This is a genomic window from Bacillus sp. LJBV19 (genome assembly GCF_017797845.1).
GTDB lineage: Bacteria > Bacillota > Bacilli > Bacillales > Bacillaceae > Bacillus > Bacillus velezensis.
The window spans coordinates 2,256,759-2,283,288 of the sequence record NZ_CP072563.1 but is presented as its reverse complement, the minus strand read 5'-3'; the positions used below and the strand labels follow the sequence as shown (position 1 = coordinate 2,283,288).

The window sequence follows — 26,530 nt, the reverse complement described above, 5'->3', positions numbered from 1 at the left end:
CGACAGAAGATTATGATATTGTATGTCTTAACTTATACGGGACTTGTATAAGGACAGCTCAAAAGAAGCTGTCCTTTTCACCCATATGCGGATCAGAAAGAGGGAATGAGCATTGTTCTTACATGGCACAAGCAGACAAAACAAACTAGGTCATTTGGAAATCGGAGGTGTGGACGCGCTGTATTTAGCGGAGCATTACGGCACGCCTCTTTATGTTTACGATGTGGCTTTAATACGTGAGCGCGCTAAAAGCTTTAAACAGGCATTCATTGACGCGGATTTAAAGGCGCAGGTCGCGTACGCGAGCAAGGCGTTTTCTTCCGTTGCGATGATACAGCTCGCTGAGCAGGAGGGGCTCTCATTGGACGTTGTATCCGGCGGAGAGCTGTTTACGGCGGTTGCGGCTGGTTTTCCGGCTGACAGGATTCATTTTCACGGCAATAACAAAAGCGAAGAAGAGTTGAAAATGGCGCTCGATCATCAAATCGGCTGCATCGTCGTGGATAATTTTTATGAAATCTCCTTACTCGCGGAACTGTGCCGCAAATCAGGGCGCACAATGGATGTGCTTCTGCGGATCACTCCGGGGGTAGAGGCGCATACGCATGATTATATTACGACGGGACAGGAAGATTCCAAATTCGGTTTTGATCTGCATAACGGGCAAATAGAAAAGGCGATTGAACAAGTATTACAGTCGGACCATATCCGCCTTCTCGGCGTTCACTGCCACATCGGATCGCAAATTTTTGATACGGCGGGCTTTGTGCTGGCCGCAGAAAAAATCTTCGCAAAACTGAATGAATGGAGAGAATCATTCGGCTTTGTCTCTGAAGTGCTGAATTTAGGGGGAGGCTTCGGCATCCGCTACACGGAGGAGGATGAACCTCTTCATCCCGCCGTTTATGTGGAAAAAATTATCGAAGCGGTAAAAGAAAACGCAGCGCTGCACGCTTTTGACATTCCGGAGATCTGGATTGAACCGGGACGCTCGCTCGTCGGAGACGCCGGAACGACGCTTTATACCATCGGTTCGCAAAAAGAAGTGCCCGGCACCCGTAAATATGCAGCGGTTGACGGGGGCATGAGCGATAATATCCGTCCTGCGCTGTATCAGGCGAAATATGAAGCCGTATCGGCAAACAGAATCGGAGAACACCACGATAAAACGGTATCCATCGCGGGCAAGTGCTGTGAAAGCGGGGATATGCTCATTTGGGATATAGACCTTCCGGAAGTGAAAGAAGGCGATCTTCTCGCCGTTTTCTGCACGGGAGCATACGGATACAGCATGGCTAACAACTACAACCGCATTCCGCGTCCCGCCGTCGTTTTTGTGGAAGACGGCGAAGCGCATCTTGTTATTAGAAGGGAAACTTATGAAGACATTGTAAAACTGGATCTGCCGTTTAAGACGGGGGTCAAACAATAAATAAAAAAGAGACCGGAACAATGGCGTCCGGTCTCTTTTTGCATTCAGCTGTTAGAACTTGATCCGCTGTCTCCTGTGAATACAGACACGATCGCATTCCAAATCGAAGCGAAGAAATCAATGACTTTTTGAACAAAGCTTTTGCCTTCATCGGATTGAATGAACTTCGTGATTTTGTCTTTTGCCTTATCGAGCTGGCTGCCGACTTGGCCCCAATCAATCTTGGCGTTTTTCATTTTATTAAACAATGAAACGAGCTGGTCTTTTTGAGCGTCAGTCAGTGTAATGTTAAGGTTTGAAGCCGCATCATCGACCTTTTTCTCGATTCCTTCTTTTGTATCGGGCACACCGTTTTTCGCGAAATCATCTTTAATGTTTGCGATCAGCGCGGAGGCGTTTTTATCCCCGATTTTATCCCCGAGATCTGATGTCGTAACAAGCTCTTGGTTGGCGACTTGTTTTACATCTTCTGAAATCGCTTTGTCTGATGAGACTTCATATGCCTTGATGATTCCCGTTAATGCTGCGGTGCCTGATACCTCAAACGGCGCCGTCACGTATACTTTTGCATCTTTCACGCCTGCTGTCATCAGGGCGTTTAAGTACATTTCATCCGTGATGGAATCGATATTATGGGTCTTAACGTCAAGCCCGGACCCTTTCTTTGCCACCGTGATGGATGATGAAGAGATGGCTCTTGTGCCGATTTGGGCATTCGATATATATTTTCCCAGATATTCATGTTCTTCTTTATTCGTGACCGTCACTTTTGTCGCGTTATCAGGGACATTTAATTCGTCAAGCACTTTCTGACGGTTTTCGTTTGACAGATCCGCCCCCAGTGTGACGATGACATCTCCGACTGCGGCATCGGCCAGGCTGATTTTCGGTATTGTGCACAATACAACGGCCGCCGCCAGCAATCCAATCCACATTTTTTTCAAAGCGGTTAACCTCCTTCTTTTCACAAATGCCGTTTTGAAGCGGTTTGTGAGGGCCTGCGTGAAGCAGTTCCGATACATAGACGGCTGTGAAGCTGTTCTGGTTTCATTTTCTTTCTGCGGAAGCGGGGAGATTCGTTTTCCGGCTGAAGGTGTGGTATAATAGCCGCGAAAAGAAGAGCAGAGGCCTCTTCCTTCAAAAGAATATCAAAAAGAAAGCCGGCTTACAATTGAAATTCATATTGAAGAAGGCTTTGACAAAAAACAATACGGAAGTAGGAATGAGAATGAAAACTGGTTACATCGAAATGGAAAACGGCAGCAGAATCGAATTTGAACTTTATCCGAATGAAGCGCCTAATACAGTCGCTAACTTTGAAAACCTGGCGAATACGGGCTTTTATGACGGCGTTATTTTCCACCGCGTGATTCCGGGCTTTGTCAGCCAAGGCGGAGATCCGACTGGGACAGGCATGGGCGGAAGCGGAAAAACGATCAAATGTGAAACAGAAGGCAATCCGCATAAGCACGAAGCCGGTTCTTTATCAATGGCGCATGCCGGTAAAGACACGGGTTCAAGCCAATTCTTCATCGTACATGAGCCGCAGCCGCATTTAAACGGCGTTCATACTGTATTCGGAAAAGTGACAAGCGGTTTAGAGCATGCGAAAAACATGTCTAACGGAGACAAAATGAAAGAAATCCGTGTAGAAGGATAATGACGTAAAACCCGCCTTTTTCAGGCGGGTTTTTTTATGTATATGAAAATTCTCATGTGTAAATCATGAAAAAATACATATATGAACATCGGCGATCATTCTGGTATAGTGAAAAAGACCGATTACAACAATGAAAAGAGGTAGAAACGTTGGTTCAATTGGCAACCGTTTTATTTGTCATTATCATTCTCGCACTTATGATTTGGTTCAGGGTGAAAAAGGGAAACAGGCCGATTAAAGGCGGCGGCTTCGGCATCATTCTCCCGCTTTTGATTATCGCCGTCATTTTTACATTCAGCATCAGCCAGCTCATGAATATCCCAGGAAAGCCGTTTCATTTTCCCGCTCTTTGGGAGCTCGCCATCGCCGGACTGTTAGGCGCGGTATTCGGTGTCATCATGCTGTCGCAAACCGCCTATGAAATCCGGGAAGACGGCTTTGTCTACTCCAAGCGGAATAAAAACTTTAAATATGTCATTCTCGCGATTATTGCGATCCGCATCGTGCTCAGCCAATATTTCAAAAACATTGACGCGGCGGAATTCGCCGTTTTAACGATGGAACTTGCTTTTGTGTATTTGTGCATTTGGCGGATCGGAAGCTTTGTGAAATACCGTAAAATCAGCAAATCCGGCTTATAAAATGAAAAAAATGGATGGGGTGCGGGGCTTATTTGCCCTCTGTGCAGGGATTCATGGTAAAATAAAAACGACCATGGCTAATGGGAGGAAATCACTTGAAATCAGAAAAAGAAAAAACTTCTAAAAAAAGCGCCGTACTTGATTGGGCGAAAGCCATTATCATCGCTGTCGTTCTGGCACTGCTCATCCGAAACTTTTTATTTGCCCCTTATCTCGTTGATGGAAGATCAATGGATCCGACGCTGCATGACCGCGAGAGAATCTTTGTCAATATGACGGTCAAATACATAAGCGACTTCAAACGCGGCCAGATCGTCGTTCTGAACGGAGAAAATGAGCACTATGTCAAACGGATTATCGGACTTCCCGGCGACACGGTGCAAATGAAAAACGATCAGCTGTATATCAACGGCAAAAAAGTGTCCGAACCGTATTTAGCGGCAAACAAGAAAAAAGCGAAGCAAGGCGGCTATGACCGGCTGACAGAAGACTTCGGCCCGGTGAAGGTGCCGGACGACAAATATTTCGTCATGGGTGATAACCGCAGAGAATCTATGGACAGCCGCAACGGCCTCGGTCTTTTTACGAAAAAACAAATAGCGGGCACATCAAAATTCGTCTTCTTCCCGTTTAAAGAAATTCGCAAGACGAAATAAACCGTACAAGCAGTTTTCTTATAAGAAAACTGCTTTTTTATATAAATTTATCTTTCTACCCTCAAAAACAGAACATAAATTCGTATATCTATTTAATAGATAGAAAGTTTTACAGATACATGAAACATCTTCCCTTTATGAAACGTTATATGAATAACTCACGCAGGGAAGAACGGTTTTCTATTCATGAAAAAAAGGAATATGACATAGTAATGAATAGATTGATACGGGCTGGAGGTAGAAAAATGGGAAGAATTAAAACAAAAGCAGCCATTTTACTTGTACTGCTGCTGTTATTGGCGGGCGGTTATATGGTCATAAACGATATTGAACTGAAAGACGTGCCGACTGCAATCGGACAAACCCTGTCCCAGGAAAAAGAAGAATATACAGTCAAAACATATAAAATTACGAAAATCGAAGGAACTGAGTACCACGGTACGGCAGCAAACGGCACAAAAATTATTTTTAACGGCGACAAGCTGAAGCAGGATCTCTCCGATGTGAAAAAGGGAGATAAAATTAAAGCGTATTTCAGCAAATCAAACCGGATTGACGGCTTATTGAAGGTCGTCAAAGTGAACGAATAAATAAAGGCGCCTTTTATGGGAAAAGGGCGCTTTTTATTTTTCTGAATAATTAGGTGCAAATTCATTGCGCCTGCCGCAAAGGATGTTATAATAGCGGATAAGGACAAAAAAATATTGATTGTATCCTTCGGGGCTGGGTGAAAATCCCGACCGGCGGTAATAAGGCGCTTTGCGCTTTACAGCCCGTGACCCGTATGCATCTGTATACGGTGGATTCAGTGAAAAGCTGAAGCCGACAGTGAAAGTCTGGATGGGAGAAGGATGAGAGAAGCTATGCAAAAAATAAACTTACTGTATAGTCTTATTTCCTATGGATTAAAACTGGCAAAGCCCCGAACTGTGTAAACATTCGGGGCTTTTTTGACGCCAAATTGCGTGGAAGAAGGGAGGGATAACGATGGAAGAATATTATATGAATACGGCAATAGAACTTGCCAGACGCGGTGAAGGACAGACACAGTCCAATCCTCTTGTCGGCGCTGTCGTCGTCAAAAACGGACAGATCGTCGGAATGGGCGCCCATTTGCAATACGGAGAAGCGCATGCCGAGGTTCACGCGATTCATATGGCCGGCAGACACGCAAAAGGCGCCGATTTGTATGTGACGCTGGAGCCTTGCAGCCATTACGGAAAAACACCGCCATGCGCCGAACTGATAATAAAGTCGGGGATAAAAAGGGTGTTTATCGCTGTGAAAGATCCGAATCCGCTTGTAGCCGGAAAAGGCATCGGAATGCTGGAAGCAGCGGGCATCGAAGTGAAAACCGGACTTCTCAGGCAGCAGGCAGAAGAGCTGAATAAAATGTTTCTTCACTTCATGCGGACCGGACTTCCGTATGTCACCTTGAAAGCGGCTGCGAGCCTTGACGGGAAAACAGCAACTGAAACCGGTGACAGCAAATGGATTACATCAGAGGCGGCAAGGCTTGATGCCCAGCAATACAGGAAATCGCATCAAAGCATTCTTGTCGGAGCAGGCACAGTCAAAGCCGATAATCCGAGCCTGACCTGCAGGCTTCCTGATGCAGTGAAGCAGCCGGTCAGAGTGATTCTCGATACAAAGCTGACCATTCCTGAAACGGCAAATGTGCTCACTGACGGCGCTGCGCCGACATGGATATTTACGGCCAAAGATGCAGACGTGCAAAAGAAAGACCGGCTGACCGCACTCGGAATAAAAGTTATTCCGCTGGAAACAGACCGCATTCACGTCCCTGAGGTGCTCAGCATTCTCGCTGAAAACGGCATAATGTCCGTTTATGTGGAAGGCGGAGCATCCGTACACGGAAGTTTTGTCAAGGAAGGCTGTTTTCAAGAGCTTCATTTCTATTTCGCCCCTAAATTAATCGGAGGAACGCTTGCTCCCAGCTTGATCTCCGGTGAAGGTTTTCAATCAATGAAAGATGTCCCCCATTTACAATTCACACAAATCACCCAAATCGGGCCGGATATAAAACTGACGGCCATACCTAAAGATGGAAAGGATGGTGACGATGTTTACAGGAATCGTTGAAGAAACAGGCACGATCCAAGCAATCAAAAAGACAGGCCTTTCCATGGCATTAACCATCGCCGCTTCAAAAGTGACAAGTGATGTGAAGCTTGGCGACAGCATTGCGGTAAACGGCATCTGCCTGACCGTAACCGGATTTTCTGACAATCAATTTACGGTTGATGTCATGCCGGAAACAGTGAAAGCCACTTCGCTGAACGGCTTGTCAAAAGGCAGTAAAGTAAACTTGGAAAGAGCGATGTCCGCCAACGGACGGTTCGGCGGCCACTTTGTATCAGGGCATGTGGACGGAACGGCGGAAATTACGCGGATCGAGAAAAAAAGCAACGCGGTCTATTACGATTTAAAACTTTCGCCGGAATTGACAAAAACGCTCGTATTGAAAGGTTCAATTACGGTAGACGGCGTGAGCCTGACGATTTTCGGTCTATCAGACGAAAGCGTGACGGTATCCATCATTCCGCATACCATCTCAGAAACGATTTTTCAGACGAAAACAGTCGGATCGACCGTAAATATTGAGTGTGACATGATCGGCAAATACTTATACCGCTTTTTGCACAAAACAGAACAAACGAAAAGCAATCAAACTATCACGGAAGCCTTTTTAAGCGAGAACGGCTTTTAGAAAGGAAGATCGATATGTTTCATCCGATAGAAGAGGCGTTAGAGGCGCTGAAAAAAGGTGAAGTCATCATTGTTGTCGATGATGAAGACAGAGAAAACGAAGGAGATTTCGTAGCGCTGGCTGAGCATGCCACGCCGGAAGTGGTTAATTTTATGGCGACCCATGGGAGAGGCCTGATCTGCACGCCGCTGTCTGAAGACATCGCCGGCCGGCTGGATCTTCACCCGATGGTCGATCATAATACGGACTCACATGAGACCGCGTTTACGGTCAGTATTGACCACAGGCTGACAAAAACGGGCATCAGCGCGCAGGAACGATCCTTTACCATTCAGGCGCTGTTGAACGAAGAATCTGTGTCTGACGATTTTCAGCGTCCGGGCCACATTTTCCCCTTAATCGCAAAAAAAGGAGGCGTCCTGAAGCGGGCCGGCCATACGGAAGCAGCCGTTGACCTTGCAAAAGCCTGCGGATCTCAGGGAGCGGGCGTCATTTGTGAAATTATGAATGAAGACGGCACAATGGCCAGAGTGCCGGAGTTAGCCGAAATCGCCGAACGCCACCAGCTGAAAATGATTACGATAAAAGACTTAATAGAGTACCGTTACAACATTACGACACTTGTGAACAGAGAAGTTGATATTACGCTGCCGACTGACTTCGGCACGTTTAGAGTTTACGGATATACAAACGAGGTTGACGGAAAAGAACATCTCGCCTTTGTCATGGGGGATGTCCCGTTTAACAGCGAACCCGTTCTTGTCAGAGTGCACTCAGAATGCCTGACGGGCGATGTGTTTGCATCCCATCGCTGTGATTGCGGACCTCAGCTTCATGCCGCGCTTGCGCAAATTGCTGAAGAAGGCCGCGGCGTTCTATTGTATTTGCGCCAGGAAGGCAGAGGAATCGGTTTAATCAATAAGCTGAAGGCGTACCGATTGCAGGAACAAGGGTATGACACGGTTGAAGCGAACGAAGCGCTCGGCTTTCTGCCTGATCTGCGCAACTACGGCATCGGCGCCCAGATTCTCCGCGACTTAGGGGTTCAGCATATGAAACTTTTAACCAACAACCCCCGGAAAATCGCCGGCCTCGAAGGATACGGTCTCAGCATTTCAGAACGGGTGCCGCTTCAAATGGAAGCGAGTGAGCATAACAAGCAATATTTACAGACCAAAATGAAAAAACTTGGACATCTGCTTCATTTCTAAAAACAAATCTCACAAAAAAGGATGGATAACATATGAATATCATACAAGGAAACCTAGTAGGAACAGGACTTAAAATCGGAATCGTTGTCGGCAGATTTAATGAATTTATTACGAGCAAGCTGTTAAGCGGAGCGGAAGACACGTTGCTTCGCCACGGTGTAGAATCAAACGACATTGACGTCGCTTGGGTGCCGGGAGCGTTTGAAATCCCGTTTGCGGCAAAGAAAATGGCGGAAACGAAAAAATACGATGCCGTCATTACGCTCGGCACGGTTATCAGAGGAGCGACAACGCATTATGACTATGTCTGCAATGAAGCGGCAAAAGGCATTGCCCAGGCGGGAACGGCGACGGGCGTCCCGGTTATCTTCGGCATTGTGACGACTGAAACCATTGAGCAGGCCATCGAACGAGCCGGAACAAAAGCCGGAAATAAGGGAGCGGATTGCGCAGTATCTGCCATTGAAATGGCAAATTTAAACCGTTCATTTGAATAATTTGTTGAAAAGCGTTTAAAACAGCAGCGAAAATGATATAATGTGAGGAAACGGATCGCCTTTATGTATCCGTTTGATAGGACATGAATGGACATTTTGGATATAGAGGGGTTTTTATGTTAATTCGTTATAAAAAATCGTTTGAAAAGATTGCGATGGGTCTTCTGTCATTTATGCCGAATGAAAAAGATCTCAAGCAGCTTCAGCAGACAATAAAGGACTATGAAACGGATACTGGCCGCCAGCTCTTTCTTTGGAAAGAGGATGAAGATATCGTCGGAGCGATCGGAGTCGAAAAAAAGGACTCAGAAGTTGAAATCCGGCATATCAGCGTGAATCCTTCTCACCGCCATCAAGGGATCGGAAAGCAAATGATGGACGCCTTAAAACGTCTGTTCAAAACGGAGGCACTCGTTCCGAATGAATTAACGCAAAGCTTTTTTGAACGCTGTCAACATCAAAAAGATCAGGATATCTCATATAATAACTGACAAATGCTCCCGGAATCTTCACGGTTTCGGGAGCTGTTTTGATATAGAAAAAGCAGGGCTGACCGTCAGCCTCTGCTTTTTTTTCTTCTCTCAAATTCCCGTTCGCGTTCCTTAATGACATCCGTCCTGTCCCGCAGGCGGTGTTTATGAATAAGAAAGGTATCTGATACGCCGTCTTGCCCCCATGTATAGCCCTTTCGGCGGCATTCGGCAAGACATGCTTCTTTCAGGGCTTCATCTGTAATCGGCAGCATAACACTTCTGTAAGGCAGGCCCGCTTCTATATCGTCTGACAGCGTTTCTATCAGCTCAATCAGCTTCGGATGGCTGAGACCGAGAGAACAGACCGCCTGCTTTTCAGACCGGAGAATACGTAAGCTGTTGGCAATCAGCCGTTTCGCCCCGGCTTCATTTCCCCTGCGCTGGTGATACAGAGCGACGGCAAGCTGAATCAGGCCGACCCAATGAATGCTCCGCTTTTCAGCCGGGCTTTCTTTCCAATATTCCTCTAACAGTTCATGACACTCAAAATAATCTCTTGATGCGTGAAATTCGGCCAAAAAGCCGATATAAGCTTTAGGATACAAGCCGCTTCCTCCTTTTATGCTAAAACCAGTGTACCACAGCGTTATGAAAAGGAAAAAAGAGCGGCTTGGTGTCCGAAGCCTGAGGAACTAGCAGATGTAAGATGCTCCTACGACAACGAGCAAAATAAACAGAACGACAATTAATGCAAAACCCCCGCCGAAACAAGCTCCGCTCATGTGAAATCAGCCTCCCTTTGTTTCAAGTTTACACGGCTATCATATGTGCATCCGCCTTTAAAGGTATAGGCGTATATCTTCTTTTTCAGTATTTTCTAAATAACGGAGGACGTGTATAAAAGTATTGGACGAGAGCATTTCGGTGGATTATACTAAAGGGTAGCCAGTTTTTCCGGCAATGAGAGTGATATTGAAAATGGTGAGATAATGGTAGAATATCAAGTGAAAATTGATACGTTTGAAGGCCCATTGGACCTGCTGCTTCATCTGATTAACCGTCTTGAAATCGACATATACGACATACCCGTGGCAACCATTACTGAACAATATTTATTATATGTACATACAATGCAAGAGCTTGAACTTGATGTCGCCAGTGAATATCTGGTCATGGCAGCGACGCTTCTCAGCATTAAAAGCAGAATGCTGCTTCCGAAACAAGAAGAAGAGCTGTTTGAAGACGAAATGCTTGAAGAAGAAGACCCTCGGGACGAGCTGATTGAAAAGCTGATTGAGTATAGAAAGTATAAAACCGCTGCGAAGGATTTAAAAGAGCGGGAAGAAGAAAGACAAAAGTCATTTACAAAGCCGCCGAGTGATTTAAGTGAGTATGCAAAAGAAATCAAACAGACCGAGCAGAAACTGTCGGTGACCGTTTATGACATGATCGGCGCGTTTCAAAAGGTGCTTCAGCGTAAAAAAATCACGCGGCCGAAAGAAACGACCATTACAAGGCAGGAAATACCGATTGAAGACAGAATGAACGAAATCGTAAAAAGCTTAAAAACGGCGGGGAGAAGAATAAACTTCACGGAGCTTTTTCCTTCTCGGCAAAAGGACCATCTCGTCGTGACGTTTTTAGCAGTCCTGGAGCTGATGAAAAATCAGCAGATTATCATTGAACAGGAAGAAAACTTTTCAGATATATACATTACGGGGAGTGAATCCATTCATGGCGCTTGATATCGTGAATTGGAAAGCAATTGTGGAAGCCCTGCTGTATGCGGCGGGTGATGAAGGGCTGACCAAAAAGCAATTGGTGACGGTGCTTGAAATAGAAGAAGCGGAACTGGCCGGAATCATGGAAGAAGTGGCCGCTCAGTACAAGGAAGATGACAGGGGCATCGAGCTTACCGAATATGCGGATACGTATATGCTTGGAACGAAAAAAGAATTCGTGCCTTATTTGAAAAAACTAATTGAAGTGCCGTCAAAAGGGCTGTCACAGGCTTCTTTGGAAGTGCTGGCGATCGTTTCGTACAAGCAGCCGATCACACGGGCGGAAATTGAAGATATCCGGGGCGTGAAGTCTGAGCGGATTCTGCACAGCCTCGTGTCAAAAGCGCTGCTGTGTGAGGTGGGCCGCGCCGACGGTCCCGGCCGGGCGATTTTATACGGCACGACACCGGTATTTCTTGAACAATTCGGCTTAAAAACATTGGAGGAGCTCCCGCCGCTTCCTGAAAATGCGGAGGAAGACGTTCTCCAGGAGGAAGCCGATTTATTCTTTGAAAACTTCAACCAAACTTTTGAGGATATTAAATAATAATCGTTTTTCATCATACGATAGTAGGGAAAGGCCATTGATGAATGACGCAAATGACGAAGTAAAAGAGAGGAAGGAAACGGACGGAAATGGGAAATTCGATTGTGAGGGCCCATACTGAAGAAACTGGTGAATTTTTAGCCGAGGTTGTCACGATGGTCAGCAGCTATTTAAATCATACAACATTGCCGGAGATGCGGGCTCAAGGAGAGGCGGATGAGGCATACTGCCGCGACGTGCTCAGTGTGCTGAGGAGGATGACCGTCTTTTGCGAAGGCGCCCAGGAAGCCTGCCGCCGGCTCTTAATGCAGGAGCCGTTTCATGAGGTGAGAGCGGAAAAAACGCTGTATAAAGTGTATCATCAGTGCGTGGAAGAATTTTTCATGCCGAAAAAGGATACATGGTACGAAAACAGCCGCGCCGCTTATACAGGCCAAAGCGCGATTGAATTCTACCAGCAAGTGCCGGATTCGCTGCGGAGCCTTCTGCTTTCGCTCAGCAGTGAATTTCTGCGCATGCGGGAAGAATTGGCGCAATATGAAGCATCAGGCTCAAATATGGCATCAGTCAGATAAAAACTCTTCCTTTTGGAAGAGTTTTTTTATGTGAAAGTGATGCAATTGGTATTCATAAGTCATGGACATGCGCATAAACTTGTACAAACCCACAACAAGGACGTGAGCATTCATGCGCTTTCTCAAAAAAGCTGCCGTATTTCTTTTGACTTTTGTTATTCTTTTTTCCATTACAGACGGCAATACGGCACATGCCCAAATACATGTCAGCGCAAAAAGCGCGATTATAATCGACGGAGCATCTGGCCGGGTGTTATTCGCCAAGGATGAACATCATAAGCGGCGGATTGCAAGCATTACGAAAATCATGACGGCGGTGCTGGCGATTGAATCAGGGAAGATGGAAGAGACCGTAACGGTTTCCCCGAATGCCGTAAAAACGGAAGGCTCAGCCATTTATCTTCAGCCGGGACAAAAAGTAAAGCTGAAAGATCTCGTATACGGGCTTATGCTGAGATCGGGAAATGACGCCGCTGCGGCAATAGCGGAATATGTCGGCGGAAGCCTTGACGGTTTTGTATTTATGATGAACAAGAAAGCCGAGCAAATCGGGATGGAAAATACAAAATTTCAAAATCCGCACGGGCTGGACGACCATGAAAATTTATATTCAACGGCGTATGACATGGCGCTTTTGACTAAATACGCGATGAAAATCAAGGAATACCGGACCGTTTCAGGCACAAAAGTGTATAAGGCGGAAACGATGGACCGGGTATGGAAAAATAAAAACAAGCTTCTGACTGGGCTCTACCGTTACAGCACAGGCGGAAAAACGGGTTACACAAAAATCGCGAAACGGACGCTCGTCTCGACGGCCTCAAAAGACGGTACGGATCTCATCGCGGTCACCATAAATGATCCGGATGACTGGGATGACCATATGAATATGTTTGATTATGTCTTTGATCACTATAAAACCTATGTCGTCGCTAAAAAAGGCGGCATTCCGAAGCTGAAAAAGACGTTTTACGGAAAGCGCGCTTTTATTGCCCGGGATGTCAAATATTTGTTAAAAGAGGATGAAATCGACGATGTAAAAATCAGCACAACCTTAATAAAACCGAAAAAAGCCTGGAAAAAGGACGCCTCTCTCATTCCTGATGTCGTCGGCCGGATGACTGTTATGCATGATGGGAAAGTGATCGCCAAGATCCCCGTCTATTATGAAAATGAGCGCCATAAAAAACCGAAAAAGCATTTCATTGAGACGTTTACGAGCCTGTTTATGAGCGCGGCGGGCGGTTCGTCATGGTCAATTTAATCTGGGTATGTCTGACGGTAATCGGACTTGTCTTTGCGATGTTTAACGGTACCTTGCAGGATGTGAATGAAGCCGTTTTTAAAGGAGCGAAAGAAGCGGTTACGATCTCGTTCGGATTAATGAGCGTTCTCGTGTTCTGGCTCGGCCTGATGAAAATAGCCGAGCAGTCCGGTCTTTTGGATATATTCAGCAGAATGTGCCGCCCGTTTATTTCTAAGCTGTTTCCCGATATTCCCCCTGATCATCCGGCGATGGGATACATCTTATCAAATCTCATGGCAAACTTTTTCGGACTGGGAAATGCGGCGACACCGCTCGGCATTAAAGCCATGGAGCAGATGAAAAAGCTGAATGGAGGTAAGTCTGAGGCCAGCCGTTCCATGATTACCTTTTTGGCGGTAAATACTTCGAGTATTACATTGATACCAACAACCGTCATTGCCGTGCGCATGGCTTACTCGGCGAAATCACCGACCGATATCGTCGGGCCGACTATCTTAGCGACTTTAATTTCGGGAATCGGCGCGATTTTCATTGACCGCTACTTCTGGTACCGCCGCAAAAGAAAAGGGAGGTAAGCGAATGGAAATGGTGAATTGGCTGTCTTTAGCCATGATTCCGATTATTATCGCCGGTATATTGATATACGGCACGATCAAAAAAGTGCCGACGTATGAATCATTCGTTGAAGGCGGAAAAGAAGGAATTGAGATTGCGTTTTCCATCATTCCGTATTTGGTCGGGATGCTGGTGGCGATTACCGTATTCCGGGCCTCAGGCGCGCTGGATTTTGTCATGGGGCTGTGCAAGCCTTTCTTTACAGCGATCGGCATTCCCGCAGAAGTCGTGCCGCTTGCTCTGATCCGCCCGATTTCGGGGACGGCGGCGCTCGGCATGACGACAGATCTGATCGCCGTGTACGGGCCTGATTCATTTATCGGCAGACTGGCCTCGGTCATGCAGGGATCGACTGACACGACGCTGTATGTCCTGACGGTGTATTTCGGGGCGGTCGGCATCAAAAAAATGGGGGATGCTTTAAAGGTTGGTCTTCTTGCTGATTTGATCGGGGTGGTTGCATCAATCATCATAGTTACGTTATTATTTGGAAGCGCCTGAAATCAGGCGCTTTTTATATATCAGAATAACTCTCCTTGAAAAAGCTTGTTTGTTCAAGGGGAAAAAAGTAAGATTATACATGAGGTGAACGACATGGAAAGACTGCAAAAAGTTATTGCTCATGCCGGCGTGGCATCACGCAGAAAGGCGGAAGAGCTGATAAAAGAAGGAAAAGTAAAGGTGAATGGAAAAGTAATAACAGAGCTCGGCGTAAAAGTGACCGGTTCTGATCAGATTGAAGTAAACGGATTAAAGGTGGAGCGGGAAGAACCCGTGTACTTTCTGCTTTATAAACCGAGAGGAGTGATCTCAGCAGCTGATGACGACAAAGGGCGGAAAGTGGTGACCGACTTTTTCAAAGAAGTGCCGCAGCGCATTTATCCGATCGGCAGGCTTGATTATGATACGAGCGGACTTTTATTGCTGACAAATGACGGCGAGTTTGCCAACAAACTCATGCATCCGAAATACGAAATTGATAAGACATACGTCGCCAAAGTGAAGGGGATTCCTTCCAAGGAACTTCTGAGAAAGCTTGAGCGCGGCATTCAGCTTGAAGAAGGCAAGACGGCGCCGGCCAGAGCGAAAATGCTTTCCCTGGACAAAAGAAAGCAGACGAGCATCATTCAGCTGACGATTCATGAAGGCCGGAACAGACAGGTCCGCCGCATGTTCGAGGCGATCGGTCATGACGTGCTGAAACTAAAACGTGAAGAATACGCATTTTTAGATTTAAGAGGCCTGCGCACAGGAGACGCAAGAGAATTGTCGCCGCATGAGGTGAAAAGGCTGCGGGCTTTAGCTGAACACGGTAAAAACGCTTTCTAATTTTCACATAACCTTCAAAAATTACAAAACGTGTTGATGATATAATTGAATGGATTTGCAGGCAGGGGAGGGGAGCAGTGTACAATGAACAAAAAACGGCGGCGTTTATTCATTCGGACCGGCATCCTTCTCATCTTACTCTGCGCGCTCGGATATACCATCTATAATGCCGTATACACAAACGGAGAGCGTATATCTGAGGGGTCCAAAGCCCCGAATTTCGCGCTGAAAGATACAGAGGGCAGACTCATAGAACTGAGTCAGTTAAAAGGAAAAGGTGTTTTTCTGAATTTCTGGGGAACGTGGTGCGAGCCGTGCAAGCAGGAATTTCCCTACATGGAGAATCAATACAAGCATTTTAAAGACCTCGGTGTCGAGGTGGTTGCGGTAAATGTCGGCGAATCAAAAATTGCAGTACATAATTTTATGAAAACATACGGCGTCAATTTCCCGGTTGCGCTCGATACTGACCGGCAAGTGCTGGACGCGTACGGCGTATCACCTATTCCGACGACATTTTTGATCAATCCCGACGGAAACGTCGTGAAAGTGGTGACCGGCACGATGACAGAACGCATGGTTCATGACTATATGAATTTAATTAAGCCGGAGGCGTCTTCATGAAAAAGGTCAAATGTGAATGCGGGCACGTGAATCCAGCCGGGACGGTTTTGTGCGAGTCGTGCGGGAAGCCGCTTGATGATCAAAAATCGCCGCTTGCGGATATGCGGTACGACGGCAGCGCAAGGCGTTCGCAAACATATAACAAAACAATCGTAGATAAGGTATGGAACTTCTTTTCTTCCGTAAAAGTCGGAATATGGCTGATCGTCATTACTCTGGCGGCGTCTGCTTTCGGCACGGTTTTTCCGCAGGAAGCTTATCTGCCGCCGGGCGCCCAGCCGGATACATATTATGAACAGCAGTACGGCATAATCGGTCAACTGTATTATCTGCTGGGATTTCATCACCTGTACGGCTCATGGTGGTATATGCTCCTGATCGCATCCATTGGCATATCACTGGTCATCTGCAGCCTGGATCGGGTGATTCCTTTGTACAGGGCACTGAAAAATCAAGGAGTTCGGCGGAATCCGGTCTTCTTGAAGAGGCAGCGTCTATACAGCCGGACAGAAACCGAGCTGAGCGGGGATGCGGCTGATAGCCTCAGAACACGATTGAAAAAAAAGCATTATAGAGTGCGAGAACAAGAGGGAAGCATTCTGGCGGAAAAAGGCCGTTTTTCAAGGTGGGGGCCCTACGTCAATCACATCGGCCTGATCATTTTTCTGATCGGAGCCATGCTGAGATTTGTACCCGGTATGTATGTCGATGAAACGCTCTGGGTCCGTGAAGGCGAAACCGCCCAGATCCCCGGCACTGACGGCAAGTATTACTTAAAAAACAACCGGTTCACGATGCAGACATATAACAAAGGCACTGAGAAAAAAGTATTCGCCGACGCCATTGACAGAGCCGGAAACGGCAAAGTCGCCAAATCCTTCACAACGGACGCGGTTTTGTACAAGAGGGAAGGCGACATTGTATTCGGTGAAAAGCCGAAGCTTAAAAGAGTCAAAGAAAACAATATCCGCGTCAATGAACCGCTGCGCTTTGACTCCTATTCTGTGTATCAGGTGGACTATAAAGAAAACCAGCTCGATCAGATGGTATTTCAGCTGATCGACCAAAAAACAAAACAGTCATTCGGCAAACTGAAGATCAATCTTCTTGATCCCGACACGGACTATGATCTTGGTAACGGTTACAAAGTGCAGATCGCCAGTTATCTTCCTGATTTTTATTTTAACAAGGACGGAGAACCGAGCACGAAAACGAAGGTTCCTAACAATCCGGCTTTTGTCTTTAAAATCACGGCTCCTGACAAGCCGAAAGGGGAGAAAAGTTTTGTTGCGATTCAGCAGACTGTTGAAGGTTCCGAAAGTAACAAGTACAAATTAAAATTCGACCATGTGGAAACGAAAAACATTACAGGACTCACCGTCAGAAAAGACTTAACCTTATGGGTGCTTGCCGTCGGCGGCGCGATCTTTATGATCGGCGTCATTCAAGGAATGTACTGGCAGCACAGAAGGATCTGGATCAAAACAGGTGATCATGAAGTGCTTGTGGCGGGACATACGAACAAAAACTGGTTCGGTCTGAAAAAGGATATCGAATTTGTTCTTAGCGGGACCGGGATTCAAGAGCCGGCCGATCAAAAAGAATTGGCCAAAAATCAGGCCTAGTGAAAAAGGAGTGGTGTCATGGCGGAGCTGAGCGCAAATTTTCTTTATGCTGCCTTTTTGATTTATTTAATTGCCGTCCCGGTTTTCGGCGGCGCCATCCGGGGAACAAAAGGTGCTAAGGACGGTAAGGGCCGCTGGTCGGCTATCGGAATCACGTTAACCATTTTCGGATTTCTTTGTCATCTCGGCTACTTCATTGCGAGATGGTCAGCAAGCGGACATGCGCCTGTCAGCAATATGTTTGAATTTACGACGTCATTCGGCATGATGCTTGTTCTCGCTTTTATTATTATTTACTTTATTTACAGACTGCCTTCATTAGGCATGTTCACATTGTCTATCGCGCTTTTGCTTATCGCATATGCAAGCATGTTTCCGACAGACATCACGCCGCTTATTCCGTCACTGCAGAGCAATTGGCTGTACATTCACGTCACAACGGCGGCTCTCGGGCAGGCGATTCTTGCGATCAGTTTTGTAGCCGGCGTCATTTTCCTGTTAAAGCATGTCGACCAATCCAGACCGGGCAAAAAAACGTTCTGGCTTGAAGTCATTATGTTTATACTCGTGACGACCGTGGCATTTATCGCCGTCACGTCGGCATTCCGGCTGGCGGACTACAAAGCTGAATTTAATTGGGTGGATAAAAAAGAGGCCAAAAGCGTCATGATATATGATATGCCTGCGCTTGTCGGCCCGCATGACGGAGAACTGCTTACGGAAGGCGCAATGAAGCCGCTTATTGAGCTTCCGGCCATTTTTTCAGGCAGAAAGGTCAATACGGTGATCTGGTCGTTTGGCGCAGGTCTCGTTTTATACGGTGCGCTCAGGCTGATATTCAGAAAGAGAATCAGCGCTCTTATCAGCCCGCTCGTCAAAAATGTGAATCTGGACTTGGTCGATGAAGTCGGCTACCGCGCTGTTTCTATCGGTTTTCCGGTATTCACACTCGGCGCGCTTGTGTTTGCGATGATTTGGGCGCAGCTTGCATGGACGCGTTTTTGGGGCTGGGACCCGAAGGAAGTATGGGCGCTGATCACCTTTTTATTTTACGCAGCGTATTTGCACTTGCGGCTGTCAAGAGGCTGGCATGGCGAAAAGTCCGCGTGGCTTGCCGTCATCGGCTTCGCCATTATTATGTTTAACTTAATTTTTGTGAATCTCGTGCTTGCCGGACTTCATTCGTACGCATAGATGCAAAAAGCCGATACAGTTCTCAAGCTGCCGCACAGTTTGTTAAAATGAAAGTAACAGAAGGAAAGCAGGGGGAAAACGATGGATCAAACAAATGAAACTAAAATATTAGTAGTAGATGATGAAGCCAGAATTCGACGCCTTTTAAGAATGTACCTTGAACGGGAAAACTATGTGATTGAAGAAGCGGAAAACGGCGACGAGGCCATTAAAATGGGGCTGGCATCAGATTATGATCTGGTGCTCTTGGATTTAATGATGCCGGGAACGGACGGAATAGAAGTATGCCGGCAGCTCAGAGAAAAAAAAGCGACGCCGATTATCATGCTGACGGCAAAAGGGGAAGAAGCCAACCGCGTCCAGGGGTTTGAAGCGGGTACGGACGATTATATCGTCAAGCCTTTCAGCCCGAGAGAAGTGGTGCTTCGGGTAAAGGCGCTTTTAAGAAGGGCTTCCCAAACATCTTATCTGACAGCCAATACCCCGACAAAAAATGTGCTCGTCTTTTCGCATCTATCTATTGATCACGATGCTCACAGGGTGACTGCGGACGGCACAGAGGTGAGCCTGACGCCGAAGGAATATGAACTGCTGTACTTCCTGGCGAAAACACCGGACAAAGTGTACGACAGGGAAAAGCTTTTAAAAGAAGTGTGGCAGTATGAATTTTTCGGAGACCTCAGAACGGTGGACACCCATGTCAAACGGCTCCGTGAAAAATTAAATAAAGTGTCCCCGGGAGCGGCGAAAAAAATCGTCACCGTATGGGGAGTTGGATACAAATTTGAGGTAGGCGCTGAATGAAGTTTTGGAAAAGCGTAGTAGGAAAGCTTTGGTTTACCATTCTTTCACTCGTGTTAATTGTTTTATTTATTTTAACGGTGCTGCTTCTGGAATTTATAGAAAATTACCACGTTGAAGAAGCGGAAAAAGATTTAACGCAGCTTGCCGATAAAATTGCGGTCATAATAGAAAATCATGAAGACCAGCCGCTTGCCAGATCCATCACGTGGGAACTGGCGGACAATTTAACGAGCATCGCGATCATTCAGGATGATAAGCATGTCTGGTATTCGCCCAATGACGATAATCATTTATCCTCTATTACATTAGAGCAGATCAAACATGACCGGGATCTGCACAAGGCGCTGACAGACCGCAAAAAAGTAAGTAAACGCGCGGTCCCCAACAATGCCGGTTCGGATAACGAACGGCTGATCGTCGGAGTGCCGTATGAAAAAGACGGCAAAAAAGGCATGGTCTTTTTATCCCAATCGCTGCTTGCCGTCAAAGATACGACGAAACATACAACACGCTATATTTTTCTTGCGGCGGGCATTGCCATCGTCCTGACAACGTTTTTCGCGTTCTTTTTATCCAGCAGGGTGACATATCCCCTTCGGAAAATGCGGGAAGGCGCCCAAGACTTGGCGAAAGGAAAGTTTGATACAAAAATTCCGATTCTGACCCAAGATGAAATCGGGGAACTGGCTATTGCCTTTAATCAGATGGGACGGCAGCTCAATTTCCATATTAACGCGCTGAATCAGGAAAAAGAACAGCTGTCCAATATTTTAAGCAGTATGGCAGACGGTGTCATTACCATTAATATCGACGGCACCATTTTGGTGACCAACCCGCCGGCCGAACGTTTTCTGCAGGCATGGTATTATGAGCAGAACATGAACATTAAAGAAGGAGACAACCTTCCCCCTGAAGCAAAAGAGCTATTTCAAAATGCAGTGAACACGGAAAAAGAGCAAATGATTGAAATGACGCTTCAAGGAAGGTCATGGGTTTTATTGATGTCGCCTCTTTATGCGGAATCACACGTCCGCGGCGCCGTGGCCGTGCTCCGTGATATGACCGAAGAGCGCAGGCTGGATAAATTGCGTGAAGACTTCATTGCCAATGTCAGTCATGAGCTCAGAACCCCGATTTCTATGCTGCAGGGATACAGCGAAGCAATAGTGGACGACATTGCAAGCACAGAAGAGGAGAAAAAAGAAATCGCGCAGATCATTTATGATGAATCTCTTCGCATGGGCCGGCTCGTCAATGATTTGCTGGATTTGGCCAGAATGGAATCCGGACATACGGGCCTGCACTATGAAACGGTAAACCTGCATGAATTTCTGGAGAAGATCTCCCGCAAATTTTCCGGGGTAGCGAAGGAAAAAGGCGTTTCGCTCACAGAAGACATCTCGGTGTCTCAGCCGGAGTGTGTCTTTGACGAAGATAAAATGGAACAGGTGTTTACCAACCTTATAGATAATGCGCTGCGCCACACGGAGTCAGGCGGAAGCGTTCATATCGCGGCTCAGACCGTAAAAGACGGACTGAAAATCGATATCAAAGATTCCGGCTCGGGAATACCGGAAGAGGACCTGCCTTTTATTTTTGAACGTTTTTATAAAGCGGACAAAGCAAGAACAAGAGGCAGGGCGGGAACCGGACTCGGACTCGCCATCGTAAAAAATATCGTGGAAGCCCACGGCGGTTCAATTGCGGTTCACAGCAGCATCGACAAAGGGACGACGTTTACATTTTATATTCCGACAAAAGTGCAGGATGACGTCTGAAATTGACGAACAATCTTGTTCCATACGAAACACCCGCATGTTCTGCGGGTGTTTTTTATTTGTTTCTCCTTTAAAAATTTAAGAATATGTTAATATAAATTCCCTTCCAAATTCCAGTTTCTCGTAATATAGTTGTAATGTAACTTTTCAACGCATTTTTACGACAAAAAAGTGAACGGAGGGGTTTCCCATGGAAGAAACCTTTCAGATATTATATGATGCATACCATCAAGATTTATATCAATTTTTATTTTATATGGTAAAAGATAAGTCGCAGGCTGAAGATTTGGCGCAGGAAGTGTATATCCGCGTCTTGAATTCCTATCATACATTTGAAGGAAGAAGCAGTGAAAAAACATGGCTGTTGTCCATCGCACGCCATGTGGCGATTGACTGGTTCCGCAAGCAGCAGACGATCAGACAGCGTATTATGGGTACGTTTGATTGGGATACACAAGATGTCAGAGATCAGCATTTGCTTCCGGACGAACTCGCCGTACAGCATGAAAACGTCCGGGAAATTTATACCGCGCTTGATCATTGCACCATTGATCAAAGAGCTGTTATTATCTTGAGATTTATTCAGGGATATTCCATTCAGGAAACAGCCGCCGCTCTCCGCTTCTCGGAAAGCAAAGTCAAAACGACCCAACACAGAGGGCTCAAAATACTTCGGAAACAGATGGAGCTTTTGAGGGAGGAGCTAATGGATGATGAAGTCATATTGGAACGAAGAAAGAGTAGAGGAGTTGTTAAGACAACTTCCGGCGGTTAGAGATCATCGTTCACCCGAGGCCATTTACCGGAATATTGAAACAGGTAAACCGTACAGGAAAAAGCCGGCCCGAAGCTGGATCGGCCCCGCCGCAGCCGGCGTCTGCGCATTGTGCATCGCTCTGATTATATCTCCTCACCTGATGACAAACAAATCTTCCGGTGATCTGACCGCTGACAGCCGCCAGACTGAAAAAGCCAGTCAGTCAGCTTCTGTTAAGCCGCCGGATCAGAAGACGTTCGTCGTCTCAAACCAAAACAAAAACAATTACATTACTTTGGCATTTGCCGATTCAGAAACATCCGCCGTCATTCCGGTCAGTTTTGAAAAAAAGAAGCCGGATGAATCGGTTTCAGAGGCTTTATCCGAAGCGGAAAACCTAGAAGTGCCCGAATCCTTCCTGTCTGTGCCGAACCTTTTGGACGGTGTGCAGGTAACGTCGGATAAGAAGGATTTGCTTGTGCAGGTAAACGGACGGCTTTCTATCGAATCAGTTGCCGATGCTGACTTATTGAAAAAGATGCTGAAAGAGACTTTGACATGGAGTCCTTACGAGCGGATTAAATTGAAAAAGGTTCAAAACGGAGCCGGACAGGATTTTTATAAATCTTACGGCATTTCCGCTGAGATGTCCGTACATAAACAGACAAACCGGGCGTATTTTTCTTACAGAGACAGTCTGGGACAAGAGTATCTCATCCCGTCTGAACAAACCTATTATTCAGTATATCAGGCTATTGACGGGATGAAGACAACAGACGGAGGCTCACAGACCGCGAGCATTATAGAAGCAGATGCGATTGCATCGGTATCGGAAAGGGAAGACGGTGAGCAGCTGCGGATTCAATTGTCCGAAAAACATAAGGTTGAAGATTCGCTGGAAGGGATTTTAATGATCGAAGGGCTTCTGTTAACTGCGAAGGAATTCGGTTATTCTGAGGTGCTGTTCACACATGCGCATACAAAGAAAATCGGTAATTATGATGTGACAAAACCTATCGCTGTGCCTGCCGCGCCTAATCCGCTTCCAAGCCATTAAACGTAAAAAAACCCAAAACATATGAATGTTTTGGGTTTTTTGTTGGTTACGGAAGGTCAATCAGTTTAACGGAAACAATATCCTGAATTGAAGTCAGCTCATTGACGACTTTATCATCTAAATGTTTATCAAAAGAAAGCATCATAATGGCTTCTCCGCCTTTTTCTTTACGGCCTACCTGCATGGTAGCGATATTGATATCGTTATCGCCGAGGATGCGTCCGACGCGTCCGATTACACCAGTCGTATCCTGGTGCTGGATATAAACGAGGTGGCCGGCAGGATTTAAGTCAATATTAAAGCCGTTCAGTTCAACGATTCGTTCACCGAAGTGAGGGATATACGTAGCCGTTAACGTAAATGTGCTCCGGTCTCCGGTCACTTTTACGCTGATGCAGTTATCATATCCTGATTCATTGGAGGAAATCTTCTCGCTGAAGCTGATTCCGCGTTCTTTTGCTACACCGCCGGCGTTCACTTCATTGACCGTTGAGTCTACACGCGGTTTTAAGAAACCGGACAGCAGGCTTTTTGTAATAAATGATGTTTCAAGTTTGGCGATGGTGCCTTCATATTGAATCGCAACATCTTTGACGGGTTCCTTCATACATTGTGACACGAGACTTCCGATTTTATCGGCAATTTGGTGATAAGGCTGGATTTTTTTGAATTCATCTTTCGTCATCGCAGGCAGGTTGATCGCTGACATGACAGGCAGACCTTTTGCAAACTGCAGCACTTCTTCAGAAACCTGTGCCGCGACATTCAGCTGTGCTTCTTTCGTTGAAGCGCCTAAGTGAGGTGTGGCGATCACCAACGGATGGTCGGGAAGTTTTGATTCAACAGGCGGTTCCACTTCAAACACGTCAAGGGCAGCGCCTGCGACATGGCCGCTTTCCAGCGCTTCCAAAAGCGCTGCTTCATCAATAATGCCGCCTCTTGCGCAGTTGATAAGACGGACGCCTTTTTTTGTTTTGGCAATGGTTTCTCTGTTAAGCAGTCCTTTTGTTTCCTTTGTTAAAGGCGTGTGGACGGTAATGATATCCGCGCTTTCAAGCACTTCTTCGAATGTCCGGCTGTTTACGCCGATTTTGCCGGCTCTCTCTTCGGTTAAGAAAGGATCGAATACATGAACCGTCATACCGAACGCTCTGGCGCGCTGGGCAATCTCGCTTCCGATCCGGCCCAGACCGACAATGCCTAAAGTCTTTCCGTAGAGCTCCGCCCCGACAAAAGCCGTCCGGTTCCATTCTCTTGATTTTACTGAGATATTGGCTTGCGGAATGTGTCTCATTAATGAAGAAATCATCGCGAATGTATGCTCTGCAGTTGAAATGGTGTTTCCATTCGGCGCGTTTATCACGATAACTCCATGTTTTGTGGCCTCATCGATGTCGATGTTGTCTACGCCGACACCGGCTCTGCCGACGATTTTTAAAGAAGTCATTTTTTTAAACAAATCTTCGGTTACTTTCGTGGCACTGCGGACTAACAGGGCATCAAAGGTATGTAATTCATCTTCTGCATCCGCGACGTTTTTTTGAACAATTTCTATAAAGTCTGATTCCATCAGCGGCTTTAAGCCGTCATTGCTCATCTTATCTGAGACCAAAACTCGAAACATTGTTAGATTTCCTCCTAGTTTAGCTGACTAAATATCTGATAATTTATCATATTCTCAATAGAGTGTCAATGTGTATTGACGCAGTAAAGGAGAAAAGGAAACCGCGGAATCAGCTGAAAATGGGGCTTCCCCAATATTTTATTTAAATTTGAGCAGTTCTCTATACAATTGCAATTTGATCATATATAATGTGAATAAATTCATAAGATCAATCTTCGGGGCAGGGTGAAATTCCCTACCGGCGGTGATGAGCATCATGCTCTAAGCCCGCGAGCTGCTTCGGCGGCAGGATCCGGTGAGATTCCGGAGCCGACAGTATAGTCTGGATGGGAGAAGATGGAGGTTCAGCAGACGTTTTGATGCTTATATCAAACGTTTCTTTGCCAAGCCTTAGTAAGCTCCCGCTTTTTAACAAAAGCGGTTTTTTTATTGGGGCGCAAAAGAACCTTTCCTCTTTTCGAGAGATTTGATCGAAAAGGAGAGAGCATTGTGAAAGTAAAAAAATTAGTTGTCATCAGTATGCTTAGCAGTATTGCTTTTGTGCTTATGCTGTTAAATTTCCCGTTTCCGGGTCTGCCGGATTACTTGAAAATTGATTTCAGTGACGTTCCTGCAATTATCGCCATTTTGGTTTACGGGCCTGCGGCGGGGATTGCGGTTGAAGCGATTAAAAATATTCTGCAGTATATCATTCAAGGAAGCATGGCCGGCGTGCCTGTCGGGCAGGCAGCCAATTTTATCGCGGGAACGCTGTTTATTCTGCCGACAGCGTTTATGTTTAAAAAGCTCAATTCTGCAAAAGGTCTTGCGGTGAGCCTTCTGGCCGGAACCGCGGCGATGACCGTGCTGATGAGTATTTTGAACTATATTCTTATCCTGCCCGCGTATACTTGGTTTTTACATTCACCGGCACTGTCAAACAGCCAGTTAAAAACAGCGGTTGTCGCAGGAATTCTGCCGTTTAACATTGTAAAAGGCATTATCATCACCATCGTCTTTACGTTCATCTTTACGAAGCTGAAACCTTGGATTGAACAAAAACGCAGCATCCAAACACAATAAAGACTGAAAGCGTCCGCTCTGTGAAAACAGCCGGACGCTTTTTTGTTTGTGCTGATCGCAAAAAATAAGACTCCGGCCGATAACAGCCGGAGTCTTATTCAGGACGAAAAAGCTCCTCTCACGGGGAGGGCTTTTTTATTCGTATTTCAGCGGGTCGCCTTCGAACGGTTCATCCGCAACTTTGATTGAATCAGTAGGGCATCCTTCAAATGCGTCAATCATATCTTCTTCCAGAACTTCCGGAACTTCGACGACGCCTTTATTTTCGTCAAGCGTAACGAACGCAATGCCTTCATCATCATAATCATAAATGTCTGGTGCCGCAGCTCCGCAGGCGCCGCATGCAATACACGTATCTTTATCTACGATTGTGTACTTTGCCATGAATAAAACCTCCCAGATTGTTCGTGTTGGAACAAATGGTTTACCTTATATATTTTTAAATATAACACCTATTCCTCTTACTTATTGTAATGATGTTAGTGTCAAATTTCAACAGAAAAATGATTGAGAATGCTTATCACATAAGGGATTCTCTTTAGCACTTCCCCCTAAAAGATGACTTTAAACGTCAAATTTATATGAAAATC

30 protein-coding genes and 2 riboswitches are annotated in these 26,530 nt (G+C 46.1%); of the genes, 25 read left to right on the top strand and 5 right to left on the bottom strand.

Annotated elements, in window-relative coordinates; all coding sequences use genetic code 11:
* The first annotated feature begins 112 nt into the window (after positions 1 to 112).
* On the top strand, positions 113 to 1,432 hold the full coding sequence (lysA, locus tag J6600_RS11005; protein WP_012117893.1) for a diaminopimelate decarboxylase: 1,320 nt from the start codon (positions 113 to 115) through the stop codon (positions 1,430 to 1,432).
* Between the two features lie 44 nt (positions 1,433 to 1,476).
* Here the strand turns inward: lysA and J6600_RS11000 are convergent, their stop codons facing one another.
* Positions 1,477 to 2,376: a DUF1002 domain-containing protein gene (locus J6600_RS11000; protein ID WP_022553018.1), complete on the bottom strand. Its 900-nt coding sequence runs from the start codon at positions 2,374 to 2,376 to the stop codon at positions 1,477 to 1,479.
* Between the two features lie 284 nt (positions 2,377 to 2,660).
* Here J6600_RS11000 and J6600_RS10995 point away from each other — a divergent pair, with 284 nt between their 5' ends.
* From J6600_RS10995 to ribT, 9 genes are all read left to right on the top strand, one after another.
* Positions 2,661 to 3,092 (top strand): peptidylprolyl isomerase, encoded by a 432-nt coding sequence (locus J6600_RS10995; protein WP_003153363.1) that lies wholly within the window; start codon positions 2,661 to 2,663, stop codon positions 3,090 to 3,092.
* 149 nt (positions 3,093 to 3,241) lie between these two features.
* Entirely contained in the window at positions 3,242 to 3,733 is a 492-nt protein-coding gene (locus J6600_RS10990) for a CcdC protein domain-containing protein (protein ID WP_029973634.1), read from the top strand.
* Positions 3,734 to 3,813: 80 nt separating this feature from the next.
* Positions 3,814 to 4,389 (top strand): signal peptidase I, encoded by a 576-nt coding sequence (gene lepB, locus J6600_RS10985; protein ID WP_209387398.1) that lies wholly within the window; start codon positions 3,814 to 3,816, stop codon positions 4,387 to 4,389.
* A gap of 245 nt (positions 4,390 to 4,634) precedes the next feature.
* A complete protein-coding gene (locus tag J6600_RS10980; RefSeq protein WP_003153366.1) occupies positions 4,635 to 4,979 on the top strand; it encodes a hypothetical protein in 345 nt (114 codons plus the stop codon).
* A gap of 119 nt (positions 4,980 to 5,098) precedes the next feature.
* Positions 5,099 to 5,245: riboswitch (FMN riboswitch) on the top strand.
* A gap of 131 nt (positions 5,246 to 5,376) precedes the next feature.
* Complete coding sequence (gene ribD, locus J6600_RS10975) at positions 5,377 to 6,492, top strand: bifunctional diaminohydroxyphosphoribosylaminopyrimidine deaminase/5-amino-6-(5-phosphoribosylamino)uracil reductase RibD (RefSeq protein ID WP_061862348.1); 1,116 nt, start codon at positions 5,377 to 5,379, stop codon at positions 6,490 to 6,492.
* Positions 6,473 to 7,120 carry a riboflavin synthase gene (ribE, locus tag J6600_RS10970; protein ID WP_007409425.1) on the top strand — a complete coding sequence of 216 codons (648 nt, stop codon included), beginning with the start codon at positions 6,473 to 6,475 and terminating at the stop codon, positions 7,118 to 7,120. Before ribD ends, ribE begins: the two co-directional genes overlap by 20 nt.
* 14 nt (positions 7,121 to 7,134) lie before the next feature.
* On the top strand, positions 7,135 to 8,331 hold the full coding sequence (locus tag J6600_RS10965; RefSeq protein WP_003153371.1) for a bifunctional 3,4-dihydroxy-2-butanone-4-phosphate synthase/GTP cyclohydrolase II: 1,197 nt from the start codon (positions 7,135 to 7,137) through the stop codon (positions 8,329 to 8,331).
* A 32-nt stretch (positions 8,332 to 8,363) separates the two neighbouring features.
* Positions 8,364 to 8,828 carry a 6,7-dimethyl-8-ribityllumazine synthase gene (ribH, locus tag J6600_RS10960; protein ID WP_003153372.1) on the top strand — a complete coding sequence of 155 codons (465 nt, stop codon included), beginning with the start codon at positions 8,364 to 8,366 and terminating at the stop codon, positions 8,826 to 8,828.
* Between the two features lie 116 nt (positions 8,829 to 8,944).
* Positions 8,945 to 9,319 carry a GNAT family N-acetyltransferase RibT gene (gene ribT, locus J6600_RS10955; protein WP_003153373.1) on the top strand — a complete coding sequence of 125 codons (375 nt, stop codon included), beginning with the start codon at positions 8,945 to 8,947 and terminating at the stop codon, positions 9,317 to 9,319.
* A 65-nt stretch (positions 9,320 to 9,384) separates the two neighbouring features.
* On the opposite strand, the gene J6600_RS10950 is transcribed toward ribT, so the two are convergent.
* Together J6600_RS10950 and J6600_RS10945 are read right to left on the bottom strand one after the other, a co-directional pair.
* Complete coding sequence (locus J6600_RS10950; protein ID WP_061862346.1) at positions 9,385 to 9,906, bottom strand: DUF309 domain-containing protein; 522 nt, start codon at positions 9,904 to 9,906, stop codon at positions 9,385 to 9,387.
* 87 nt (positions 9,907 to 9,993) lie between these two features.
* The gene (locus J6600_RS10945; protein WP_003153376.1) at positions 9,994 to 10,083 is read right to left on the bottom strand and encodes a YjcZ family sporulation protein; all 90 of its coding nucleotides are present in this window, start codon (positions 10,081 to 10,083) and stop codon (positions 9,994 to 9,996) included.
* A 207-nt stretch (positions 10,084 to 10,290) separates the two neighbouring features.
* Here J6600_RS10945 and J6600_RS10940 point away from each other — a divergent pair, with 207 nt between their 5' ends.
* The 14 genes from J6600_RS10940 (at position 10,291) to J6600_RS10875 (ending at position 23,254) form a co-directional block, all read left to right on the top strand.
* Complete coding sequence (locus tag J6600_RS10940) at positions 10,291 to 11,046, top strand: segregation/condensation protein A (RefSeq protein WP_007409427.1); 756 nt, start codon at positions 10,291 to 10,293, stop codon at positions 11,044 to 11,046.
* On the top strand, positions 11,036 to 11,629 hold the full coding sequence (gene scpB, locus J6600_RS10935; protein WP_007409428.1) for an SMC-Scp complex subunit ScpB: 594 nt from the start codon (positions 11,036 to 11,038) through the stop codon (positions 11,627 to 11,629). The genes J6600_RS10940 and scpB overlap by 11 nt, the downstream gene beginning before the upstream one ends.
* An 89-nt stretch (positions 11,630 to 11,718) precedes the next feature.
* On the top strand, positions 11,719 to 12,204 hold the full coding sequence (locus tag J6600_RS10930; protein WP_003153380.1) for a DUF3907 family protein: 486 nt from the start codon (positions 11,719 to 11,721) through the stop codon (positions 12,202 to 12,204).
* A 112-nt stretch (positions 12,205 to 12,316) separates the two neighbouring features.
* Positions 12,317 to 13,468 carry a D-alanyl-D-alanine carboxypeptidase family protein gene (locus J6600_RS10925; protein WP_173613484.1) on the top strand — a complete coding sequence of 384 codons (1,152 nt, stop codon included), beginning with the start codon at positions 12,317 to 12,319 and terminating at the stop codon, positions 13,466 to 13,468.
* The gene (locus J6600_RS10920; protein ID WP_003153385.1) at positions 13,456 to 14,046 is read left to right on the top strand and encodes a nucleoside recognition domain-containing protein; all 591 of its coding nucleotides are present in this window, start codon (positions 13,456 to 13,458) and stop codon (positions 14,044 to 14,046) included. Before J6600_RS10925 ends, J6600_RS10920 begins: the two co-directional genes overlap by 13 nt.
* Before the next feature lie 4 nt (positions 14,047 to 14,050).
* A complete protein-coding gene (spmB, locus tag J6600_RS10915) occupies positions 14,051 to 14,587 on the top strand; it encodes a spore maturation protein SpmB (protein WP_015240119.1) in 537 nt (178 codons plus the stop codon).
* A gap of 93 nt (positions 14,588 to 14,680) precedes the next feature.
* Positions 14,681 to 15,415, top strand: a complete 735-nt coding sequence (gene rluB / locus J6600_RS10910; RefSeq protein WP_007612296.1) for a 23S rRNA pseudouridine(2605) synthase RluB — start codon at positions 14,681 to 14,683, stop codon at positions 15,413 to 15,415.
* Between the two features lie 84 nt (positions 15,416 to 15,499).
* On the top strand, positions 15,500 to 16,039 hold the full coding sequence (resA, locus tag J6600_RS10905; protein WP_014418277.1) for a thiol-disulfide oxidoreductase ResA: 540 nt from the start codon (positions 15,500 to 15,502) through the stop codon (positions 16,037 to 16,039).
* Positions 16,036 to 17,664: a cytochrome c biogenesis protein ResB gene (resB, locus tag J6600_RS10900; protein WP_209387397.1), complete on the top strand. Its 1,629-nt coding sequence runs from the start codon at positions 16,036 to 16,038 to the stop codon at positions 17,662 to 17,664. Before resA ends, resB begins: the two co-directional genes overlap by 4 nt.
* An 18-nt stretch (positions 17,665 to 17,682) precedes the next feature.
* Entirely contained in the window at positions 17,683 to 18,858 is a 1,176-nt protein-coding gene (gene ccsB, locus J6600_RS10895) for a c-type cytochrome biogenesis protein CcsB (protein ID WP_003153395.1), read from the top strand.
* An 81-nt stretch (positions 18,859 to 18,939) separates the two neighbouring features.
* Positions 18,940 to 19,662: a DNA-binding response regulator ResD gene (gene resD / locus J6600_RS10890; RefSeq protein WP_003153397.1), complete on the top strand. Its 723-nt coding sequence runs from the start codon at positions 18,940 to 18,942 to the stop codon at positions 19,660 to 19,662.
* Positions 19,659 to 21,440 carry an ATP-binding protein gene (locus J6600_RS10885; RefSeq protein ID WP_007409435.1) on the top strand — a complete coding sequence of 594 codons (1,782 nt, stop codon included), beginning with the start codon at positions 19,659 to 19,661 and terminating at the stop codon, positions 21,438 to 21,440. The genes resD and J6600_RS10885 overlap by 4 nt, the downstream gene beginning before the upstream one ends.
* 190 nt (positions 21,441 to 21,630) lie before the next feature.
* Positions 21,631 to 22,215: an RNA polymerase sigma factor SigX gene (gene sigX, locus J6600_RS10880; RefSeq protein WP_014418276.1), complete on the top strand. Its 585-nt coding sequence runs from the start codon at positions 21,631 to 21,633 to the stop codon at positions 22,213 to 22,215.
* Positions 22,151 to 23,254, top strand: a complete 1,104-nt coding sequence (locus J6600_RS10875) for a sugar dehydratase (protein ID WP_481748173.1) — start codon at positions 22,151 to 22,153, stop codon at positions 23,252 to 23,254. The genes sigX and J6600_RS10875 overlap by 65 nt, the downstream gene beginning before the upstream one ends.
* Before the next feature lie 46 nt (positions 23,255 to 23,300).
* Here the strand turns inward: J6600_RS10875 and serA are convergent, their stop codons facing one another.
* A complete protein-coding gene (gene serA, locus J6600_RS10870; RefSeq protein ID WP_209387396.1) occupies positions 23,301 to 24,878 on the bottom strand; it encodes a phosphoglycerate dehydrogenase in 1,578 nt (525 codons plus the stop codon).
* A gap of 207 nt (positions 24,879 to 25,085) precedes the next feature.
* A riboswitch (FMN riboswitch) is annotated at positions 25,086 to 25,220 on the top strand.
* Between the two features lie 147 nt (positions 25,221 to 25,367).
* Here serA and J6600_RS10865 point away from each other — a divergent pair.
* Positions 25,368 to 25,940: a riboflavin transporter FmnP gene (locus J6600_RS10865; RefSeq protein WP_003153402.1), complete on the top strand. Its 573-nt coding sequence runs from the start codon at positions 25,368 to 25,370 to the stop codon at positions 25,938 to 25,940.
* Between the two features lie 135 nt (positions 25,941 to 26,075).
* On the opposite strand, the gene J6600_RS10860 is transcribed toward J6600_RS10865, so the two are convergent.
* Positions 26,076 to 26,324, bottom strand: a complete 249-nt coding sequence (locus J6600_RS10860; protein WP_003153403.1) for a ferredoxin — start codon at positions 26,322 to 26,324, stop codon at positions 26,076 to 26,078.
* Positions 26,325 to 26,530 lie beyond the last annotated feature (206 nt).

Bases quoted from the DNA above. Each gene is read 5' to 3' on its own strand.
- J6600_RS10995 (WP_003153363.1), top strand. From the start codon at position 2,661: ATGAAAACTGGTTACATCGAAATGGAAAACGGCAGCAGAATCGAATTT.
- lepB (WP_209387398.1), top strand. From the start codon at position 3,814: ATGGGAGGAAATCACTTGAAATCAGAAAAAGAAAAAACTTCTAAAAAA.
- J6600_RS10980 (WP_003153366.1), top strand. From the start codon at position 4,635: ATGGGAAGAATTAAAACAAAAGCAGCCATTTTACTTGTACTGCTGCTG.
- ribD (WP_061862348.1), top strand. From the start codon at position 5,377: ATGGAAGAATATTATATGAATACGGCAATAGAACTTGCCAGACGCGGT.
- ribE (WP_007409425.1), top strand. From the start codon at position 6,473: ATGTTTACAGGAATCGTTGAAGAAACAGGCACGATCCAAGCAATCAAA.
- J6600_RS10965 (WP_003153371.1), top strand. From the start codon at position 7,135: ATGTTTCATCCGATAGAAGAGGCGTTAGAGGCGCTGAAAAAAGGTGAA.
- ribH (WP_003153372.1), top strand. From the start codon at position 8,364: ATGAATATCATACAAGGAAACCTAGTAGGAACAGGACTTAAAATCGGA.
- ribT (WP_003153373.1), top strand. From the start codon at position 8,945: ATGTTAATTCGTTATAAAAAATCGTTTGAAAAGATTGCGATGGGTCTT.
- J6600_RS10945 (WP_003153376.1), bottom strand. From the start codon at position 10,083: ATGAGCGGAGCTTGTTTCGGCGGGGGTTTTGCATTAATTGTCGTTCTG.
- J6600_RS10940 (WP_007409427.1), top strand. From the start codon at position 10,291: ATGGTAGAATATCAAGTGAAAATTGATACGTTTGAAGGCCCATTGGAC.
- scpB (WP_007409428.1), top strand. From the start codon at position 11,036: ATGGCGCTTGATATCGTGAATTGGAAAGCAATTGTGGAAGCCCTGCTG.
- J6600_RS10930 (WP_003153380.1), top strand. From the start codon at position 11,719: ATGGGAAATTCGATTGTGAGGGCCCATACTGAAGAAACTGGTGAATTT.
- J6600_RS10925 (WP_173613484.1), top strand. From the start codon at position 12,317: ATGCGCTTTCTCAAAAAAGCTGCCGTATTTCTTTTGACTTTTGTTATT.
- J6600_RS10920 (WP_003153385.1), top strand. From the start codon at position 13,456: ATGGTCAATTTAATCTGGGTATGTCTGACGGTAATCGGACTTGTCTTT.
- spmB (WP_015240119.1), top strand. From the start codon at position 14,051: ATGGAAATGGTGAATTGGCTGTCTTTAGCCATGATTCCGATTATTATC.
- rluB (WP_007612296.1), top strand. From the start codon at position 14,681: ATGGAAAGACTGCAAAAAGTTATTGCTCATGCCGGCGTGGCATCACGC.
- resA (WP_014418277.1), top strand. From the start codon at position 15,500: ATGAACAAAAAACGGCGGCGTTTATTCATTCGGACCGGCATCCTTCTC.
- resB (WP_209387397.1), top strand. From the start codon at position 16,036: ATGAAAAAGGTCAAATGTGAATGCGGGCACGTGAATCCAGCCGGGACG.
- ccsB (WP_003153395.1), top strand. From the start codon at position 17,683: ATGGCGGAGCTGAGCGCAAATTTTCTTTATGCTGCCTTTTTGATTTAT.
- resD (WP_003153397.1), top strand. From the start codon at position 18,940: ATGGATCAAACAAATGAAACTAAAATATTAGTAGTAGATGATGAAGCC.
- J6600_RS10885 (WP_007409435.1), top strand. From the start codon at position 19,659: ATGAAGTTTTGGAAAAGCGTAGTAGGAAAGCTTTGGTTTACCATTCTT.
- sigX (WP_014418276.1), top strand. From the start codon at position 21,631: ATGGAAGAAACCTTTCAGATATTATATGATGCATACCATCAAGATTTA.
- J6600_RS10875 (WP_481748173.1), top strand. From the start codon at position 22,151: ATGATGAAGTCATATTGGAACGAAGAAAGAGTAGAGGAGTTGTTAAGA.
- serA (WP_209387396.1), bottom strand. From the start codon at position 24,878: ATGTTTCGAGTTTTGGTCTCAGATAAGATGAGCAATGACGGCTTAAAG.
- J6600_RS10860 (WP_003153403.1), bottom strand. From the start codon at position 26,324: ATGGCAAAGTACACAATCGTAGATAAAGATACGTGTATTGCATGCGGC.